Below are 14602 nucleotides of genomic sequence, written 5' to 3'. Positions count from 1 at the left end.
AGGGAGACCAGCAGCCATGTCGTATCGAATCCATCCGGCCATCGGCGTCGTCCGGGTCGGGGACAGCCCCGAGTTCTACCTCGCCCCCGAGCGGCCCGGAACTCTGCCGGTCCTGCCCGACGGCGGCGTGTTCACCCCGGCCGACTTCCGCGACGCCGAGGGCAGGCTGCGCAGGCAGGGAGAGCGGTTCGAGGTCTACTCCTACCGAGACGACACCGACCCCGGCCGTCCCGTCCGGCCCGGGGAGAACGGGGTGGAGCGCATCGAGTGGACCGTCCACCTCGCCAACAAGAAGGCGATCTGGTACGAGTTCGTGGTCAACGCCGGCGAGTCGGGGTACGCCCCCGACCATCCTCTGCGCAACGCGGACGTGACCGACCCGGCCCTGCGCCAAAAGATGATCATCGACCCCGGTCCCCGCACGCTGAAGGACGCGGGTGAGTCGGTGGCGTTCTCCCGCACCGACAACCCTGGCCGCTACCCCATGACCTTTCCCCCGCCGGATCTGCGGCCGTCCTCGATCGACAGCCTCGGTGAGATGCGCACCGACCGGGAGGGCCGGCTCATCGTGCTGGGCGGCTTCGGCGCCTCGGGCAGCGGCGACGCCGTCCCGGTCGTGGACGACTACGCCAACAACGACACCTGGTGGGACGACACCTCCGACGGGCCGGTGACCGCCCGGCTGATCATGAGCGACGGGCGGGCGGTGGACGTCGGCGCCTCCGCCTGGGTGATGGCCGTCCCGCCTCGCTACGCCCCGGAATTGAGCAACCTCGTCACGCTGTACGACACGATCACCGACATGGCGGTGCGGAACCTCCGAACCCGGCCCGACGTCTTCCACGACGGCCTGTGGCAGCGCGACTTCACCCCCGACTGGGAGGGGGACATCAAGCCGATCCTGGAACGGGCGCACCACTACGGCTGGGTGGTGGCCATCCCCACCCACCCGCACGACCTGGACTTCGAGAAGCTCGGCGACCCCGCCCCCGCCTACAACGGGATGCGGCGGTTCTACCTCGACCTCATCCGGCCACCCGACACGCCCGACCTATTCGCCTCCCCAGACAACGGGCTGCCGCTGATGCCCTTCCTCGCCGGGGACAACTGCTTCCAGCCGGGTCCGCTCGCCTCGCGGTACCTGACCCTGACCAGGACCCAGTTCTTCTTCCTGCGGCAGTGGGCCGATGGGAACTTCACCACTAAGGGACCGCCCGAGCCGCCGCCCGGCGTGCGGCGGGACCGCGCCGCGCTGGACAACTGCGTCGGGGGCGCCTTCTCCCCCGGCATCGAGATGACCTGGATCTGCCGCAACCCGAAGCTGTACGCGGAGCCGTACCGGATCCGTCGCAAGGCCGGCGTGCGGCCGCCGCTCTCGCTGGGCCAGGACCTCGACCTCGGGCTGGAGCCCGGCGACCTGTCCAAGTACATGGCGGTGCCGTGGCAGGCCGACTTCAACGAGTGCTCCCAGCAGCAGATCGGCGACCGGTTCGTGTGGTGGTGGCCGGTGCAGCGTCCCGACTTCGTCTTCGTCCAGGAGGCCGACGGCGTGCGGCAGGTGCCGTGGGTGGGGACGGACGGAGACCAGAACGCCGACGACTACGTGCGGTTCGCCGACGACCTCGACATGGTCGCCCACTGGTCCGGCCTCGGATTCGTGGTCAACAAGGGCACCGGTGAGGACCCGCTCTTCCTTGAGGTGGAGCGGACCCTGCTCCGCGACGCCCCCTCGCCGGACAGCCGTCCGTGAGAAGCGACGTCGCCGTGATCGGGGCGGGACCGGCCGGTTGCGCGGTGGCCATCGCGCTCCGGTCCGCCGGCGTCGCCGTCACCCTCGTCGGTCAGGGCCGCCAGGGACGTATCCGGATGGGCGAGTCCCTCCCCGCCGAAGCACGCCCGATGCTCGGGCGGCTCGGCATAGGGGAGGAGTTCGCGTTCGCCGGGCATGTGCCCTCACCCGGCATCGCATCCGCGTGGGCGACGGCGAACCTGGCCTTCCGGGACGCCTTCACCGCCCCGCTGGGCGGGGGCTGGCTCATCGACCGGGATCGCTTCGACGCCGGTCTGGTCCAAGCGGCCAGGTCGGCGGGGGCCACCGTGATCGAAGGGCCGCGTGTCACCGCCGTACGGCGGGAGGCGGGGGGCTGGCGGCTGTCGATCGGATCCCTGCGGCGACGGGGCGCCACGCCGCCGCCGCAGGGCCGCGACGAACTGGGCGCCCGGTTCGTGGTGGACGCCACCGGGCGGGGCGGCGTGCTGGCCCGGCGTCACGGCGCACCGCGGCACGCCGACCGGCTGATGTGCGCGTTCGCCGTGCTCCCACGACTCCCCCGCCCGCTCGTGGCCCGGCGGGCGGTGATCGAATCGGCCGAGCACGGCTGGTGGTACGGCGCGGACATCGGCGAGGAGCGGACGGTCGCCGGCCTCTTCAGCGACCCCGACGTGATCCGCCGCACGTCGGCCACGGGCCCGCGAGGCTGGCACGACCTCCTCCGGCGTACCCTGCACGTTTCCGGCCTGTTCGGCCGTCTCGATCCGCCCTCCGACGTACGGACGGTCCCCGCCGCCTCCCACTGCCTGACCCGGCTGTACGGCGAGGGGTGGGCGGCGGCCGGGGACGCGGCGAGCGCTTTCGACCCGCTGACCTCGGCCGGCGTCTACACGGCCCTGCGGTCCGGGGCGGACGTCGCGGCCGGGGTCCGCGAGGCCCTCGACGGACGGTACGACGCGCTGGCCGTCCACCAGCGCCGCACCCAGGCCCGCTACACCTCCTACCTGCTGCGACGCCGCGACTACTACGGAATGGAGGCCCGCTGGCCCGGCGCGCCCTTCTGGCTCAGGCGGGCCGGGCCCCTGTTTGAGCCCGGCGCGGCCGGGTAGGCGGTGTGGCCAAGTGATCACTGACCAGAACGCGAGGACCTTCGCCGCAGCTTGCGACATCTCCGTGCGGCTGCGACGCGAGGCCCGCTCGAAGAAAGGTGAGATGGTGGCCAGCAACTCAGGACAGACCGGCTCCAAGGCGGCATCGGACGCGGCCAAGACGCTGGGAGACTCCTCGTCTTCGGACTCGAAGTCGGTCCCGGCGGAGAAGTCCGCGGCGGCCAGCGCGCTGTCCCAGGCACCGGCGAGCAAGGGTGAGACCAGCCCCAAGGCGGCGTCGGCCTCGTCCAAGACGCTGCGGGACCCCGACGCCACCAAGGCGGAGAAGTCGGCCGCGGCCAGCGCCCTCGGCCAGACCCCCGAGCATCCCGACAAGGGAAAGTAGCCACACCCGGTCCGGCCCCAGGGCGAACGTCGACGGCCTCGCCATCCGCCGAGTCCCGCAGCCCGCGGCCGGATCCCGGGGCCGGGGCCGGGGCCGGTCCGCCGTACCTCAGGGCTGGAAGCGGTATCCCATCCCGGGCTCGGTGAGCAGGTGAACGGGGTGGCCGGGGTCGGGCTCGAGCTTGCGGCGAAGCTGGGCCATGTACTGGCGCAGGTAGTGGGTCTCCTTGACGTGGTGGCTGCCCCACACTTCGGTGAGCACCTGCCGCTGGCTGATCAGCTTGCCCGGGTTGCGCAGGAGAAGCTGGAGGATGTTCCATTCGGTGGGCGTCAGCCGTACGCCGCCGGAGACCGTCTTGTCCGTCAGGTCCACCGTGTGGTCGCCGATCTGGACGCGGGCGAGCTCGGGCTCGTGGAAGGTGCGGCGGGTCACCGCCCGGATCCGGGCCAGCAGCTCGTCGATGTTGAACGGCTTGGTGACGTAGTCGTCCGCGCCGGCGTCCAAGGCGTCGATCTTGTCCTGGTTCCCGGTCCGCCCCGAAAGCACGATGATCGGCGCGGCGCTCCAGCCGCGCAACCCGTGGATCACGTCCACCCCGTCGATGTCCGGCAGCCCGAGGTCGAGCAGGACCAGGTCGGGGTGCCAGTGGGCCGCCTCTCGCAGGGCCGAGCCCCCGTCGGCGGCCAGGGCCACCTCGAAATGCCGGGCGACGAGGTTGATGCGCAGCGCCCTGAGGATCTGTGGTTCGTCGTCGACGACGAGGACGCGGGTCACGCGCTCTCCTCCCCGCGGACGGCGTGTGCCCGCGAGGAGATCGGCAGTGTGATGATCATGGTGAGTCCTCCTCCTGGCGTCTCTTCGGGTACGAGCGTTCCGCCCATCGCCTCGGCCAGCCCTCGGGAGAGCGCGAGCCCGAGTCCGACACCGGTGTGGTTGTCGCGGTCGCCCAGGCGCTGGAAGGGCATGAAGACGCGATCGTGCGCCTCGCGCGGGATTCCGGGGCCGCGGTCGATGACGCGGATCTGGACATGGTCGCCGTACCAGCTGGCGGTGACCAGGACCTTGGCGCCGGGCGGGCTGTAGCGCACCGCGTTGGTCATCACGTTGACCAGGATCCGTTCCAGCAGCGCGGGGTCGGCGAGGACCTCTGGAAGGTCGGCGGAGATGTCCCCCTGGATGCGGTCCTTCAGCGGGCCGAGGTCGTCGACAGAGCGCGGGACGATCTCCTCGACGGCGATCGGCTGCAGGGCGAGGCCGAGCGCGCCCGCCTGGAGGCGGCTCATGTCGAGCAGGTTGGCCACCAGCCGGTCCAGCTTGACCAGCGACTCCTCGGCGGTGGCCAGCAGTTCGTCCCGGTCCTCCCGGCTCCACTCCACGTCGGTGCTGCGCAGGCTGTCCACGGCGGCCTTGGCGGAGGCCAGCGGGGTCCGCAGATCGTGGCTGACCGCGGCGAGCAGGGCTGTGCGCATCTTGTCGGCCTCGGCCAGCGGCCTGGCCTGCTCGGCCTCCTCACGCAGCCGCTCCTGGCGCAACGCGATGGCCGCCTCGGCGGCGAACGCCTCCAGCACCCGGCGATCGGAGGCGTCCAGCAGCCGCCCGCGCACCGCCAGCACCAGATCGTCGTCGATGGACACGTCGGAGTCCGCGACGCCGGGAGACTGACAGGGCGCCGCGCCGGAGGTGGCGACGATGCGCCACGCGCGGGGTTCGGACTGGTCGTCCGGGACCGACTGGCCGGTGCGTTCGAGCAGGGTGACCGAGGACAGGCCGAAGGTCTCGCGCAGCCGCGCCAGCAGGGACGCAAGCGCGGCCTCGCCGCGCAGCACGTGCCCCGCCAGGGTGGACAGCACCTCGGCGTCCGCGCTCGCGCGGGCCGCTTCCCTCGTCCTGCGGGCCGCCAGGTCGACCACGGCGCTCACCATGACCGCCACCAGCACGTAGACGGTGAGCGCGAGCAGGTTCTCCGGCTCGGAGACGGCCAGCCGGCCGAGCGGGGGCGTGAAGAAGTAGTTGAGCAGCAGGAAGCCGGTCACGGCGGCGGTGACGGCGGGCCACATGCCACCGACCAGAGCGACACCGACCACCATCAGCAGGAAGAGCAGGATCTCGCTCGGCAGTGCCAGCCGGTCCTTGATGGGCACCAGCACGGCGGTGAGCGCGGGGACGGCCAGCAGCACCATGGCCCAGCCCGCGAACCTGCGCCTGCGGGTGAGCGCCGCCGTCGGGCGGGCGGACCTGGCCCCCTTGCCCGCCTCGGCATGGGTGATCATGTGCACGTCGATGGATCCGGACAGGGCGGTGGTGGTGACTCCCACGCCCCGGGAGAACACCTGGGCGAACCTGCCGCGGCGCGAGGCTCCGAGCACCAGCTGGGTGGCGTTCACGCCACGTGCGAAGTCGAGCAGGGCACGCGGCACGTCCTCTCCCACGACGTGGTGGTAGCTGCCGCCGAGGCTCTCCACCAGCGTGCGCTGGCGCGACAGCTTCGCCGGATCCACCCCGCTCAGGCCGTCGGATCGGGTGACGTGCACGGCGAGCAGGTCGGCGCCCTTGGCCCTGGCGGCGATGCGGGCCGCCCGCCGCACCAGCGTGTCACCCTCGGGGCCGCCGGTCAGCGCCACCACCACCCTCTCGCGGGTCTCCCACGTGCCCGCGATGCCGTGGTCGCTCCGGTAGCGGTCGAGCTGCTCGTCGACCTTTCCGGCCACCCACAGCAGGGCCAGCTCGCGCAGGGCGGTCAGGTTCCCCTCGCGGAAGTAGTTCGACAGAGCGGCGTCGATCTTCTCCGGGGCGTAGACGTTCCCGTGGGCCATCCGGCGCCGCAGCGCCTCGGGGGCCATGTCGACGAGCTCCACCTGGTCGGCCTTTCGTACGACCTCGTCGGGCACGGTCTCCCGCTGGGGCACCCCGGTGATCTGCTGGACGACGTCGTTGAGGGACTCCAGGTGCTGGATGTTGACGGTGGAGATGACGTCGATGCCGGCGTTCAGGATCTCCTCGATGTCCTGCCACCGCTTGGGATTCTTCGAGCCGGGCACGTTGGTGTGCGCCAGCTCGTCGATCAGCGCCAGCTTCGGCCTGCGCGCGATGACGGCGTCGGTGTCGAGCTCGGTGAAGCTCGTCCCGCGGTAGACCATGGTCTTCCGCGGGACGACCTCCAGGTTCTCCACCTGCGCGGCGGTGCGGGCCCGGCCGTGGTCCTCGACGAATCCGACGACCACGTCCGTCCCGCGATCCTGGCGCCGGTGTCCCTCGCCGAGCATCGTGTAGGTCTTGCCGACACCGGGGGCCGCGCCCAGATAGACGCGCAGCCTCCCGCGCGCAGTGTTCATCGCCTCATCCCTTGAGCCGATCGAGTGCCAGGTTGAGCTCCAGGACGTTCACGGCGGGTTCGCCCATGAAACCGAGACTCCGGCCGGTGGTGTACTCGCCGATCAGCGCCCTGACCCTTTCCATTGTCAGGCCACGTTCCCTGGCGATCCGGCCGGCCTGCAACTCGGCGTAGGCGACGGAGATGTCGGGGTCGAGGCCGGAGCCGCTGGCGGTGACCGCGTCGGGGGGCACCACGGCCGTTCCCGTACCGCGGATCGCGACGGTGCGACCGGCGGTGTAGTCCTCGCCGGGCCTGCCGCACTCCACCTTCACGCCCTGGTAGGCGGCGATGAACGGCGCGGCGGGGCAGGCCTGGTTGACGCTGACCGCGCGGACCGGGGTGCCGACGGCCGGGAAGACCTTCAGCACCGCGCCGGCGCCGTCCGGCGTGCAGTACGGCCGGGCGCCGCTCACCCCTTCGAGCTCTCCGATCGATCTGCTCCGCGTGCAGACCTTGGTCAGCAGGCTCTGCCGGCCGGTGTCGGGATCGCCCTTCCCGTCCTTGGCGCCGGGAACCGGCAGGGTGTCCACGATGTCCTCGGGGCCCAGGTTGCTCGCGGAGGTGGCGGTGGGGTCGTACCCGTCGCCGGCCGCGGACGGGCGGCTCTGGAAGTACGACTTCAAAGGCTTGCCGGTGCCGTCGGTGAAGCTCTGGCCGATGAGGGCGCTGCCCACGTCCCTGCCGTCCTTGCGCACCAGTGAGCCCCCGGCGTTGCCGCCGAACACGGCCTGGGCGATGCCCGTGACCAGGAGCGGATAGATCGCCCCGGTCATAAGGGTGAGCACCAGCAGCGCGCGCAGCGCGGCCACGTGCTGACGGATCCAGCTTGGCAGACGTTCCATTTATGACATCCCCGGAAGGAACTGGACGATCAGATCGATGATCTTGATCCCGATGAACGGGACGATGATGCCGCCGAGCCCGTAGAGGTAGAGGTTGCGGGACAGCAGGGTGGAGGCGCTGGAGGGGCGGTACCTGACGCCGCGCAGCGCCAGCGGGATGAGCGCGACGATGACCAGGGCGTTGAAGATGACCGCCGACAGGATCGCCGACTGCGGGCTGGCCAGGCGCATGACATTGAGCGTGTCCAGGCCTGGGTAGACGGCGGCGAACATCGCCGGGATGATCGCGAAGTACTTGGCGATGTCGTTGGCGATGGAGAACGTCGTCAGCGCGCCCCGGGTGATCAGCAACTGCTTGCCGATCTCCACGATCTCGATCAGCTTGGTGGGGTTGGAGTCCAGGTCGACCATGTTCCCGGCCTCCTTGGCGGCCGAGGTGCCGGTGTTCATCGCCACCCCCACATCCGCCTGGGCCAGCGCGGGGGCGTCGTTGGTCCCGTCGCCGGTCATCGCGACCAGCCGCCCGCCCTCCTGTTCCTTGCGGATCAGCGCCAGCTTGTCCTCCGGCGTCGCCTCGGCCAGGAAGTCGTCCACTCCGGCCTCATCGGCGATCGCCCTGGCCGTCAGCGGGTTGTCCCCGGTGATCATCACGGTGCGGATGCCCATCGTGCGCATCTCGTCGAACCGCTCACGCATCCCCTGCTTGACCACGTCCTTCAGCTGGATGACGCCCAGCACCCTGGCCTTGCCGTCCAGCGTCTCACCCACCACCAGGGGGGTGCCGCCCGAGGCGGAGATGCCGTCCACCAGGTGGCCGACCTCCTCTGTCGGGTGGCCGCCGTTCTCCCGCACCCACTTCATGACCGCGGTGGCCGCGCCCTTGCGCACCTGGCGGCCGTCAATGTTCACGCCCGACATGCGGGTCTGCGCGGTGAAGGCGATCCACTCGGCGTGGGCGAGTTCCCCCGACTCCCGCTCGCGCAGCCCGTACGCCTGCTTGGCGTACACCACGATGGAACGGCCTTCGGGCGTCTCGTCGGCCAGGCTCGCCAGCTGAGCGGCCGCGGCCAGTTCCTCCTGCGGGACGCCGGGCGCCGGCGCGAACCCCGAGGCCTGCCGGTTGCCCAGCGTGATCGTGCCGGTCTTGTCCAGCAGCAGCGTGCCGACGTCCCCCGCTGCCTCGACCGCGCGGCCGCTCATGGCCAGCACGTTGCGCTGGACCAGGCGATCCATCCCGGCGATGCCGATCGCCGACAGCAGCGCGCCGATCGTCGTCGGGATCAGGCAGACGAGGAGCGAGACCAGCACGATCCCGGAGACGCCGCCCGCGGTCAGGGCCAGGGAGTCGGGGATGCCCGGGTTCTGCGCCTTGGAGTAGATCGCCAGCGGCTGCATGGTGGCCGTGGCGACCAGGAAGATGATCGTCAGCGCGGCGAGCAGGATGTTCAGCGCGATCTCGTTGGGGGTCTTCTGCCGGTTGGCGCCCTCCACCAGGGCGATCATCCGGTCGATGAAGCTCTCACCCGGCTTCTGGGTGATCTGGACGACGATCCGGTCCGACAGCACCTTGGTGCCGCCGGTGACCGCCGACCGGTCGCCACCGGACTCCCGGATCACCGGCGCCGACTCGCCGGTGATGGCCGACTCGTCCACGCTGGCGATGCCCTCCACCACGTCGCCGTCACCGGGGATGATCTCCCCGGCCTCGACCACGACGAAGTCGCCCTGTTCGAGCTCGGCGGCGCCCACGGTGTCCCACGAGGCGGCGTCGCGCCCGGCCTGCCAAGCGGTGAGCCTGCGCGCCACGGTGTCGCGCTTGGCGGCGCGAAGTGTGGCCGCCTGCGCCTTGCCCCGGCCCTCGGCGACCGCCTCGGCCAGGTTGGCGAAGACGACGGTCAGCCAGAGCCACACGACGATCGCCCATGCGAAGGCCGACGGGGTGACGATGGCCAGGACGGTGGTGAAGGCGGCGCCGATCTCCACGATGAACATGACCGGGTTGCGCCACAGCGTGGCGGGGTTCAGCTTGCGCAGCGCGTCCGGCAGTGACGCGAGAAGCTGGTGGGGGTCCAGCAGGCCACCGCCCACCTTGCCGTTCTTCTGCCGCCCTGGTGCGCGACCCGGCGCCTGGAGCGTTGCCATCAATGGATGCCTTCCGCGAGCGGCCCCAGCGCCAGGGCGGGGAGAAACGTCAGCGCCACCAGGATGATCGTCACGCCGGCGACCATGCCGACGAACTGCGGCCGGTGGGTGGGCAGCGTGCCGGCCGACGCCGGCGCGGGCGACTGCCGGGCCAGCGAGCCCGCGAGGGCCAGCACGAAGACGATCGGCAGGAACCGGCCGAAGGCCATGCACAGCCCGAGCGCCGTGTCGTACCACGGGGTGTTCACGGTGAGCCCGGCGAAAGCGGACCCGTTGTTGTTGGAGGCCGAGGTGAAGGCGTACAGCACCTCCGACAGACCATGGGGCCCGCCGTTGAGCATGCTCGCCCGCCGCTCCGCCGACCCCATCGCCAGAGCCGTGCCGACCAGCACGAGCACCGGTGTGGTCAGGAAGTACATCGACGCGAGCTTGATCTCGCGGGAGCCGATCTTCTTGCCCAGGTATTCCGGCGTGCGGCCGACCATGAGACCGGCGACGAACACGGTGATCACCGCGAGCACGAGCATGCCGTACAGGCCCGCTCCCACACCACCCGGCGCGACCTCGCCGAGCATCATGTTGAACATCGTCACCATGCCACCCAGCGCGGTGAAGGAGTCGTGGGAGGAGTTGACCGCTCCGGTGGAGGTCAGCGTCGTGGCCGCGGCGAAGGTGCCGGAGTCGGCGACGCCGAACCTGACGTCCTTGCCCTCCATCGCGGCGCCGGCCGCCTGCGGGACCGTGCCGCCGTGCGCCATCTCAAGCCCGGTCAGCACCACGATGCTGGTGAAGGCCAGCAGGCCCATGACGGCCGCGATGGCGTAGCCCTGCCGCTTGTCGCCCACGATCCGGCCGAACGTGCGGGGCAGCGCGAACGGCAGCATCAGGATGGCGAAGATCTCCACCCAGTTCGTCCAGCTGCCGGCGTTCTCGAAGGGGTGGGCGGAGTTGGTGTTGTAGAAGCCGCCCCCGTTGCTGCCCAGCTCCTTGATGATCTCCTGACTGGCGACCGGGCCACCGGTGATCGCCTGCCGGCCGCCGGCCAGCGTGGCGACCTCGTGAGCACCCGAGAAGTTCTGGATCAGCCCGCCGGCCACCAGGACGATCGCGCCGATGAACGCGATCGGCAGCAGGATGCGGACCGTGCCTCGCACCAGGTCCACCCAGAAGTTGCCCAGGTTCTCGGTGCGTCTGCGGGCGAAGCCGCGGACCAGCGCGATCGCGACGGCCATGCCGACCGCGGCGGACACGAAGTTCTGCACCGCCAGCCCGGCCATCTGCACCAGATGCCCCATCGTGGCCTCACCCGCGTACGCCTGCCAGTTGGTGTTGGTCACGAAGCTGACCGCGGTGTTCCACGCGATGTGGCCGGGCACCGGGGGGAATCCCAGGCTCAGGAAGAGCCGGTCCTGAAGCCGCTGGAAGGCGTACAGGAACAGGATGGACACGGCGGAGAACGCCAGCACGCCTCGGGCGTAGACGCTCCACCGCTGCTCGGCGTCCGCCTGCACGCCGATGAGCCGATAGATCACCCGCTCCACCTTCAGATGCTTGGAGTCGGTGTAGACGCGGTACATGTAGTCGCCCAGCGGCCGGTGCGTCAGCACGAGGGCGGCGATCAGGGATCCGATGAACAGCAACCCCGCGACGGCCGACGACATCAGAAACGCTCCGGGAACAGCAGGGCGGCGACCATGAAGATGACCAGTCCGGCGGTCACCACCAGCCCGATGGCGTTGACAGCGCTCACAGGCGCTCCACCGCCTTGACGACGAGCCCCAGGATCGCGAACACCGCGATCGTCAGGGCGACGAAGATGACGTCGGCCATCCCCACTCCCCTATCAGACGGATCAGGTTCCCGGCCTCCCGGACGGGTGGCCTCCAGGTAAGCCAACCGCGTGTTTCACGGCATTTCGGCTGCCTTGACGGGTTCCATACGCGTTCAGCCGGATTATTGACGCGATCCTTACGGCGCACCGGATCCCTGTCGGCGCGGGGCGGATATGGGCGGCTTCCTCCACATCCGCGACCATTGGTACGTTGCCGGCAGGTGTGCCGGGAAGTCTGGTCGGCGGTCATTTCGTCGACCCCGAAAGGCCGTCGTGCGCGCTCGCGACCTGTTCACCACCCCCACCACGCTCTCGCCCCAGGCGCTACCTCCGGTGAGCTCGCAGGCGGACCACATCCTGGCGCGCTGAGCGATCTTCCGCCGATCCGTGCCCTGCGTGCCGGCGGCTGCGTAGGCGATCCTTAGGTGTGATCGGCTATCACCGGGTAGAAGACGCGCCCACCGCACGCCCCGCGGCGACCGGCTACGAATGCAAGGTGGCGAATCGAACCATGCGAGTAATGTTCCTACTCACCGTCATCATCGTCGTCGCCGGTCTTGTCTACTTCCTGACCGTCGGCCTGCTGGGCCGATGAAGGACGGGCGAAGAAGGTTCCGGTGACAACACGCTCATCCCGTCCTCGGAACTATGCTGGCGTTCGACCTGAAGAGCCGATGAACGGCCGCGACACGGCCGAGACGCGCAAATAGATACAGGTGGTCGCATGTGGCCGGGAACTTGGCCGGGAACGTGGTGAACGCCGGAACGGCGCGGATGCTCGCCGGCCTGCTGGAGGCCAGCCACCTGGCCGCGTTGGAACAAGTGCCTTCCCTGATCCACAAGCATGCGGCCGAGGCCGGCCTGCACGACGTGCTGATCTACCTCACCGACCTGCAGCAGGACGTGCTCCGCCTACTGACGGGGCGCGGGCAGAACGCCGGTGAGGGCGCGGACCCGGAGGCGGCCGAGCTGAAGATCAATACGACGCCCGCCGGCCGAGCCTTCCAGGAGATGCGGATACTGGCCCGGCCCGGCGTCGACGGCGAGCCCGGCCACTGGTGGGTGCCGATGCTGGACGGCACCGAGCGAATCGGAGTGATCCGGGTCAGCGGCTCGGACGCCGGCCAGGTGGCCGAGGAGGACATGCAGGCCCTGGCCTCGCTGGCCGCGCTGCTGGTGGTGAGCAAGCGCTCCCACAGCGACTCCTACGCCCGGCTGGTGCGCACCCGGCCGATGCACGTCGCCGCGGAGATGCAGTGGAAACTGATGCCGCCGCTGGCCTTCGCCTGCGAGCAACTGGTGATCAGCGCCGCCCTGGAGCCGGCCTATGAGATCGGCGGGGACGCCTTCGACTACGCCATCGCCGACGACACCGTGCATCTGGGGATCTTCGATGCCATGGGCCACGACACCGCCGCGGGGCTGACCGCCTCCCTGGCCGTGGCCGCCTGCCGCAACTACCGCAGGCAGGGCGTGGATCTGGTCAAGACCAGCGAGGCGATCGAACGCACGCTGATCACCGAGTTCGGCCGGGGCACCCGTTTCGTCACCGCGATCCTCGCCGAGCTGAACATCGCCACCGGGGTGCTGACCTGGGTCAACCGGGGCCACCACCAACCGGTGGTCATCCGGGATGGCCGCTGGACGGCCAGCCTGCAGTGCCCGCCGGCTCATCCGATGGGCCTGGATCTCGGCCTGCCCATCGCCCTGTGCCGGGAGCAACTGCAGCCGGGCGACCGGGTGCTGTTCTACACCGACGGCGTCACCGAGGCCCGCGACCCCAACGGCCGCGAGTTCGGCCTGAACCGCTTCGTCGAATTCATCATCCACCACAACGCCGAGGGCCTGCCGGTCCCGGAAACCCTGCGCCGCCTGGTCCGCAGCATGCTGGACTACCACGGCGACCGGCTCCAGGACGACGCCACGGTCTTGCTCGCCGAGTGGCATGGTTCCGGGAACGAAGAGATGACCATGTGACGTCACCGGCCACGTCCAGAGCCGTTCGTCCGGTGTCAGCGGTCGATGGAGTAGATCGACTTCCATTTGTACACGGCGCTGTCGGTCGGCCATGCCGCGCTTGAGTAGAGGCGGCGCGGTGACGCCCGGCTCAGCGCAGGGGCGGTGATCCGGTCGGGATGCGCCAGGCCGGCGGGGTACGGGAAGGACGGTGGCTCAGGCGCCACAGGCCGAACAGCCAGGCCAGGCCGACCACCGCCACCAGGGCGAGCCCCGCCCAGTACAGGATGGTGAACGATTGGAGCTGAGCGGGGCTGGGCTCGGGCATCCACCCCTGCGACAGCAGGTCCAGCTGCCCCGGCGTGCTGGTGAGCAGCAGGGTGACGACCAGGGCGATGGAGTGCATCGAGTCCCACAGGGCGTGCAGCGCCGAGACCCCCAGATAGGCCAGCACCAGGCGTCCGGTGACCAGGAAGTGGTCGCGCGTGCTCGCGCTGAACAGCACGCCACCCAGGATGGCGGTCCACAGCCCGTGTCCGACCGGGGCGAGCAGGCCTCGGAGTACCTCGGTCTGGACCAGCTGCATCAGAGACAGCCCTTTGACCGTGAACAGCGCGGTGAAGGCGTAGCCGGCGGACTCGAAGGCGGCGAACCCGAAGCCGACGGCCGCGCCCAGGATCATGCCGTCGCGTACGGACTTGACGGCCAGGTGGCGGGTGAGGACGGCGAGGGCCAGCAGCTTGACCGCTTCCTCGATCAGGCCGACCCCGGCGAACAGCCACGGCGAGGGGCGCAGCAGATAAGACTCGAGGACCGAGGCGCCGAGGACTCCCAGCACCCCGCCGGTGAGGAAGGTGCTGAACACCAGCGTGGGCGTCAGTTCCCCGGTGTCGCGACGCTCGAAGGCCCAGACGACGAACGTCACCGGCACCAGGAAGCTGCCGAGCAGCACCAGGGTGGGGATCAGGTTCGGGTTGCCGGTCAGGAAGGTGACCGCCACGGTCAGCAGCCACAGCGCCAGCCCGGTGAGCAGGATGCGCACCCAGGGGCGCCGCGCGGGAGACCTCCGGTAGGTGGATGTCGTCATCGGCCCTCCTCGTGCACCCACGGACGCTTTTCGCCATCTCAACCATATAGAGGCAGGTCAGCGCCCTGGTTCGAGCATTGTCCGGGTGATGATGTCCTGCGGTCGG

The 14602-nt window shown here is 70.3% G+C and carries 12 protein-coding genes; 5 read left to right on the top strand and 7 right to left on the bottom strand.

Translation table 11 applies throughout. The features are described 5' to 3' along the window. The first annotated feature begins 16 nt into the window (after positions 1-16). The 3 genes from ABD810_RS21500 to ABD810_RS21490 are packed head-to-tail and all read left to right on the top strand — an operon-like array spanning position 17 to position 3265. Positions 17-1750, top strand: a complete 1734-nt coding sequence (locus tag ABD810_RS21500; protein ID WP_344943092.1) for a LodA/GoxA family CTQ-dependent oxidase — start codon at positions 17-19, stop codon at positions 1748-1750. Next, complete coding sequence (locus tag ABD810_RS21495) at positions 1747-2880, top strand: FAD-dependent monooxygenase (RefSeq protein WP_344943088.1); 1134 nt, start codon at positions 1747-1749, stop codon at positions 2878-2880. The genes ABD810_RS21500 and ABD810_RS21495 overlap by 4 nt, the downstream gene beginning before the upstream one ends. Before the next feature lie 13 nt (positions 2881-2893). Next, complete coding sequence (locus ABD810_RS21490; protein WP_344943085.1) at positions 2894-3265, top strand: hypothetical protein; 372 nt, start codon at positions 2894-2896, stop codon at positions 3263-3265. A gap of 108 nt (positions 3266-3373) precedes the next feature. On the opposite strand, the gene ABD810_RS21485 is transcribed toward ABD810_RS21490, so the two are convergent. From ABD810_RS21485 to kdpF, 6 genes are read right to left on the bottom strand one after another with little or no spacing between them, the layout of a single operon-like run. Further along, complete coding sequence (locus tag ABD810_RS21485) at positions 3374-4039, bottom strand: response regulator (protein WP_344943082.1); 666 nt, start codon at positions 4037-4039, stop codon at positions 3374-3376. Next, positions 4036-6597, bottom strand: a complete 2562-nt coding sequence (locus ABD810_RS21480) for a DUF4118 domain-containing protein (RefSeq protein WP_344943079.1) — start codon at positions 6595-6597, stop codon at positions 4036-4038. Before ABD810_RS21480 ends, ABD810_RS21485 begins: the two co-directional genes overlap by 4 nt. Positions 6598-6601: 4 nt before the next feature. After that, positions 6602-7480: a potassium-transporting ATPase subunit C gene (locus tag ABD810_RS21475; protein ID WP_344943076.1), complete on the bottom strand. Its 879-nt coding sequence runs from the start codon at positions 7478-7480 to the stop codon at positions 6602-6604. Further along, entirely contained in the window at positions 7481-9622 is a 2142-nt protein-coding gene (gene kdpB, locus ABD810_RS21470) for a potassium-transporting ATPase subunit KdpB (RefSeq protein ID WP_344943073.1), read from the bottom strand. Continuing rightward, positions 9622-11283 carry a potassium-transporting ATPase subunit KdpA gene (kdpA, locus tag ABD810_RS21465; protein WP_344943070.1) on the bottom strand — a complete coding sequence of 554 codons (1662 nt, stop codon included), beginning with the start codon at positions 11281-11283 and terminating at the stop codon, positions 9622-9624. Before kdpA ends, kdpB begins: the two co-directional genes overlap by 1 nt. Further along, positions 11283-11372 carry a K(+)-transporting ATPase subunit F gene (kdpF, locus tag ABD810_RS21460; protein ID WP_344943068.1) on the bottom strand — a complete coding sequence of 30 codons (90 nt, stop codon included), beginning with the start codon at positions 11370-11372 and terminating at the stop codon, positions 11283-11285. Before kdpF ends, kdpA begins: the two co-directional genes overlap by 1 nt. Before the next feature lie 508 nt (positions 11373-11880). Between kdpF and ABD810_RS21455 the strand changes: the two genes are divergently transcribed. Together ABD810_RS21455 and ABD810_RS21450 are read left to right on the top strand one after the other, a co-directional pair. After that, positions 11881-12048, top strand: coding sequence for a hypothetical protein (locus ABD810_RS21455; protein ID WP_344943065.1), 168 nt, complete (start codon positions 11881-11883; stop codon positions 12046-12048). A 131-nt stretch (positions 12049-12179) separates the two neighbouring features. After that, positions 12180-13430, top strand: a complete 1251-nt coding sequence (locus ABD810_RS21450) for a PP2C family protein-serine/threonine phosphatase (protein ID WP_344943062.1) — start codon at positions 12180-12182, stop codon at positions 13428-13430. Between the two features lie 130 nt (positions 13431-13560). Here the strand turns inward: ABD810_RS21450 and ABD810_RS21445 are convergent, their stop codons facing one another. Beyond that, on the bottom strand, positions 13561-14496 hold the full coding sequence (locus ABD810_RS21445; protein WP_344943059.1) for a PrsW family intramembrane metalloprotease: 936 nt from the start codon (positions 14494-14496) through the stop codon (positions 13561-13563). Positions 14497-14602: the final 106 nt, after the last annotated feature.

This window comes from Sphaerisporangium flaviroseum, assembly GCF_039537005.1.
Taxonomy (GTDB): Bacteria; Actinomycetota; Actinomycetes; order Streptosporangiales; family Streptosporangiaceae; genus Sphaerisporangium; species Sphaerisporangium flaviroseum.
Note: the sequence above shows the minus strand (reverse complement) of the source record. Positions and strands in the feature narration are given on the sequence as shown.